The 4,731-nt window shown below is 42.4% G+C and carries 5 protein-coding genes and 1 pseudogene; 4 read left to right on the top strand and 2 right to left on the bottom strand.

All coding sequences use genetic code 11. From position 1 onward, the window contains the following. Positions 1-37: 37 nt before the first annotated feature. Positions 38-472 (top strand): annotated as a pseudogene (locus AB4484_RS24660) (TonB-dependent receptor domain-containing protein); the annotation flags it as partial. Positions 473-602: 130 nt separating this feature from the next. On the opposite strand, the gene AB4484_RS24655 reads toward AB4484_RS24660, so the two are convergent. Continuing rightward, positions 603-1,346: a class I SAM-dependent methyltransferase gene (locus AB4484_RS24655; RefSeq protein ID WP_372080842.1), complete on the bottom strand. Its 744-nt coding sequence runs from the start codon at positions 1,344-1,346 to the stop codon at positions 603-605. Positions 1,347-1,558: 212 nt separating this feature from the next. Continuing rightward, the gene (locus AB4484_RS24650; protein WP_372080841.1) at positions 1,559-2,854 is read right to left on the bottom strand and encodes a diguanylate cyclase; all 1,296 of its coding nucleotides are present in this window, start codon (positions 2,852-2,854) and stop codon (positions 1,559-1,561) included. Positions 2,855-3,128: 274 nt separating this feature from the next. Between AB4484_RS24650 and AB4484_RS24645 the strand changes: the two genes are divergently transcribed. From AB4484_RS24645 to AB4484_RS24635, 3 genes are all read left to right on the top strand, one after another. After that, entirely contained in the window at positions 3,129-3,653 is a 525-nt protein-coding gene (locus tag AB4484_RS24645; protein ID WP_122081479.1) for a GNAT family N-acetyltransferase, read from the top strand. Positions 3,654-3,667: 14 nt separating this feature from the next. Further along, positions 3,668-4,264: a LysE/ArgO family amino acid transporter gene (locus AB4484_RS24640; RefSeq protein WP_372080840.1), complete on the top strand. Its 597-nt coding sequence runs from the start codon at positions 3,668-3,670 to the stop codon at positions 4,262-4,264. A 187-nt stretch (positions 4,265-4,451) separates the two neighbouring features. Continuing rightward, on the top strand, positions 4,452-4,731 hold a 280-nt coding region (locus AB4484_RS24635; protein ID WP_372080839.1), incomplete at its 3' end, for a glutathione S-transferase family protein.

The raw sequence follows: 4,731 nt of genomic DNA, 5'->3' as shown, positions 1-4,731 counted from the left end.
ATTTATAATGATCTTGCCGTGACCAACGGGTAATTTAGGCGCGAAAACTTACCAAAACGTCTCTGAAGCAATCATTCAAGGTGTTGAGCTAGGTGGTATGTATCAAATCTCTGATAAGTGGGCGTTTTCTGGTAACTACACTTACCTAGATACTGAAGATAAGTCGACAGGCGAACAGCTACTTGAGCGTTACAAGCACTCGGGTTTAGTTAAACTGAACTGGAGCCCGACTTTCGACCTGAACACCTTTGTTAGTGCTCGTTACCGTGGTGAGCGTCAGATCGAAAGCGACCTAACTCAAGACGCATACACAACATTGAACATCGGCACAGTGTACAACGTGAATGATTCAGTACGACTGCGTGCAGGTATTTCGAACCTAACGGACGAGTCAGTATCTGAAGAACTAGAATATCTAGGTTATGTTGAAGAGCCACGTACTTACTACGTAGGTATGACAGCGGACTTCTAATCGAGAGTTCAGTAACTGATAGCTTGATATAAAAGAACCCACACTGGCTGATGCTCTATAAGGAGAATGGCGAGTGTGGGTTCTTTTTTTTATCTATAGATTTGGTTTAATTTGTCGTTGAGCTATTTATCTAGATTTTGACACATGTGATCAGCGCATTACCGGACTGAGTATCCCAAGGAATCAGCTTATCGTAATCGTGCTCGAAGATATTAACCTCGAAGTAGGGCTTCAATATCTCGATTAACTCCTTAAGCGAGAATGCCACCATCGGGTGTTCATCATTCCACACTTGAGTTTCTCCAGCCGTCGTTTTTTCAATACTAAGCTTTAGCGCTTGCTTATCACCCTGACCAGAGTAATACCAACCAGAACGGAACGTGAAATCGTCTTTGTCTTGGTTTGTTGTGTGTCTAACAAACAGGTCGTTGCTGATCTTGTCTTTATCAACCACGTTAAAACAGAAAATACCTTCTGGCTTTAATGCGCGATGCACACTTTCAATACACTCTTTAAGCTTCTCAAGGCCATCGTTGTAATGGATGGAATACAGGAAGCAAGTGATAAGATCGAGTGGTTCCGTGACCTCAAAGTTACTCATGTTTTGTACTGAGAAATTGGCTTCCGGGCAGCGAACTTCTGCGATATCTAACATCGGCTTGTTAAGATCTAGGCCACCGCTTTGGTAACCGAAATCAATAAAATGACGAACGTGTGGGCCAGTGCCACAAGCTAAGTCGAGGTGTGTTTTTCCTTCATTTCCAAAGATTTGATGGAGTCTACGTACGCAGTTACTTTGCGCTTGGTAGTCAATATCTACACACATTAAATCATAGTAACCGGATAGGTCGGTATAGAGTGCGTTGGCGGACATATTTGCCTGCAGCATAAGCTGAAAAATTAGGGTGGCGCATCATATACCGAAATTGGAAAATCGCAATCAAATATCGTTCAATATAGGCGCTTTAATTCTTGGTCGCTGTACTTTCATTATCTGTTGGCTGGCTTCAATTCGTCAGGTTAACCGGCTTATTTGACGCATGTTTGAAATACCTCTGGATCACGAAAGAGAGTAAAGAGCTGGGATTAAGCAAGAGCTTCCTGGCAAACCACATCATCATTGATAGATACCTGGTTTTTCCCACTTGTTTTTGAACGATAAAGTGCATCATCCGTCACCCGAATTAGCGTGTTAATGTTGTTGGGTGAGTGACACATACATCGGTTGGTGATGCCAATACTGACGCTCGATGTAAATTGACGGCGATTGAATCCAACAAAAGTATGCCTATTAAAAGCACGGCAGATACGTTCGCCTATGACTTGGGTATGTTCAGGTTTCGCGTTGGGAATGAACACAATAAACTCCTCTCCGCCCCAGCGTCCAACTACGCCATTGAGTAATTCAACGTGCGTTTTAATGGAATCGGCTAAGTGTTTAATGACAGCATCACCAACACTGTGACCAAACTGATCGTTTATTAATTTAAAGTCATCGATATCAATCAGCATACAAGACATTTCTATTTGCTGATTCACTGGCTTCTTTATCCAATCATAAATGGCGCGACGATTGAGTACCTGCGTTAAGTCATCATACATAGCGCGGTGCAGCAGCTCTTTTTCTAACAAGACCTTGTCTGTGACTTCTTCGAGAATCACTTGAATGGCGTCTTCACCTTCCCAGTTAATCACGTTGTCATAAATATTGAAGTATTTATAGCTGCCATCAAAGCAATGGTTGGATACTACAGAGCTGAAGTTGGGTGTATTGCCATTGAGAATGCTCTCGCACCGCCTGATGGCATTTGGATGCTGTTCTTCAGGAATGATTGAAATGATTGAGTCCATCGCAAGTACTTGCTCGATAGATTGGGCACCTTGTTGCTCAACCCAAGCTTGATTAACCATCAAAGGTTTGAAGTTTCGGTGGATCAAAATACCTTGTTTCGATGTACTGAGTAATTTTCGATACATGAGATCTGATTCGTGGCGTTTACGCTGCACCTCTAACATTGATGTGATGTCAATGACGTGTATTTCAAGCGCAGGTTTGTTATTCAGTTCAATGACATGTGATAAACAAAATATGGAGATATTGCGACCATTAGCTGGAATGTCCGTGTACAATTTTCCCTTATCAAACTTGCCTTTTATTGCCTCTAGGTAGCGTTTTTTGGCTAGGTTTTGGTAATTGTCGGGAACTAAGGCATACACAAATTCAACATTGTGTAATAACTCATCGCGGTTTCGATAACCAAAGATTTGGGCGATCTCGTTGTCGACATCAATAATTCGATGGTTTTGAAGTGTCATTCGCCCTTGTGCCGAGTCGAAGTTTTGGCAGGGCATAGTGGTGGTTAGATCTAGTTGAATACTCATATCGGCCTGACTACTTATTCGTTAACTGAAACAGGTGTTGCTCCCTCGCTGCTGCGACCTACGGGCTTTGTGGCAGGCTTTTATCACGAGACTAGATAGGAAAAATATGGTATCTAGGTAAATCCAGTGTGACATTAATAATTTTATGATTAATCAGTAATTTTACTGATTCAAACCGAGTTCTTGAAAAGGAAACAATTCAGGAAAGTAGGCCAGTAATTAAAGCCAAATCACTCAAGCTAAATAAGCGAACCAAACAAGGAGAGTTGGGACAATGACATCAGCAATAAATGCACAGGGTTCAATGGAAAATGGAACAGCGTTGGAAAGCAGTACTTCAATAGAAATTAAGCTTGATGACTTGTCGGGTGGAGAAGTCATTGAATTGCTTGAAGAGCACCTTGCAGATATGTACGCAACTTCGCCAGCCGAAAGCGTTCATGCACTTGATCTAGACGGGCTCAAGTCACCAGAGATTACCTTTTTCAGCGCTTGGAAAGACAACCAACTGCTTGGGTGTGTTGCCATTAAAGAGTTAAATAGCCAACACGCTGAACTGAAATCAATGAGGACCTCACAGTTTGCTCGAAAGTCAGGCGTTGCCAGCCAACTTTTACAACACGTATTGGATACCGCAGCCATTCGCCAATATCAAACAATCAGTTTAGAGACAGGTTCAGAAGACTACTTTAAGGCCGCGCGTAACCTGTATGAAAAGTTTGGCTTCGGATACTGTGAACCCTTTGCGGATTATGTGTTGGACCCTCACAGCCAGTTTATGCGTATTGAGTTGCGTTAAGAGGCTAGCCTTAGATGTCGACTTACTTCGCAGGTTTCTCCCTTGGCCTTTCGTTGATTCTTGCGATTGGCTCTCAAAATGCGTTTGTTTTAAAGCAAGGGCTTAAGAACCAACACGTATTGGCAGTTTGCGCTGTATGTGCGATTTCTGACGCCTTACTCATTAGCTTTGGCGTGACGGGCTTTGGCGCCATCGTTAAGCAGTTCCCACAAATTGAGCAGTTCGCCCGTTATGGTGGGGCTATCTTTTTGGGTGTCTATTCATTCTTAAGCTTCCGTTCAGCATTTACTGAAAACCACGCCTTAGAAGCCACTGCTGAAACCAAAGACTCGTTAACCAAAGCGATTGCGATGTGTTTGGCGTTCACCTGGCTTAATCCGCATGTGTATTTGGATACTGTGGTATTGCTGGGTTCTATCTCAACTCAATATCAACCTAACCAAATGTTGTTTGGCGCAGGTGCAGTGTCGGCGTCGTTTGTGTTCTTCTTCTCACTTGGATATGGCGCTCGCTTTTTGGCTCCAATGTTTAAGAGCCCGAGAGCGTGGAAGGTGTTGGAATTTGTCGTTGGCGTGATCATGGCATCTATTGCAATATCTTTGATCGTCTAGCTGCGCGTAATTAGGCATTCAAGCTTACTACTTAAAGTGCCTAGTTAAAGTGCGTATCTAAAGTGACTGCCTTTAGTTATCTCCGCATTTAATTATTTCCAAAAAAATAGAATTATTTTTCGTCTTTCAGTTTTGGCGTTCGTCTTAGGGGTACAAATACAAATTAATGACCTAATTCGGAGTCACCATGATTAAACTTGTTAGCTTTAAAAACTGCCCATTCGTTCAACGTGTAATGGGTGCTTTGGTAATGAAAAATGTCCCATTTGAAATTGAATACATTGAGCTAAATAATAAACCTCAATGGTTCCTAGATATTTCGCCAAACGGACAAGTGCCTGTCTTGATTACAGAAAATGAAACGGTTCTTTTTGAGTCAGATGCAATTGTTGAATACCTAGATGATAAATATGCGCCGATAGAAAAGGTGTCTGCCGAGCAAAAGGCACTATACCGAATCAACTTGA

Origin of the sequence: Vibrio sp. 10N.261.46.A3, from assembly GCF_041472995.1 — a bacterium.
GTDB lineage: Bacteria > Pseudomonadota > Gammaproteobacteria > Enterobacterales > Vibrionaceae > Vibrio > Vibrio coralliirubri.
Note: the sequence above shows the minus strand (reverse complement) of the source record. Positions and strands in the feature narration are given on the sequence as shown.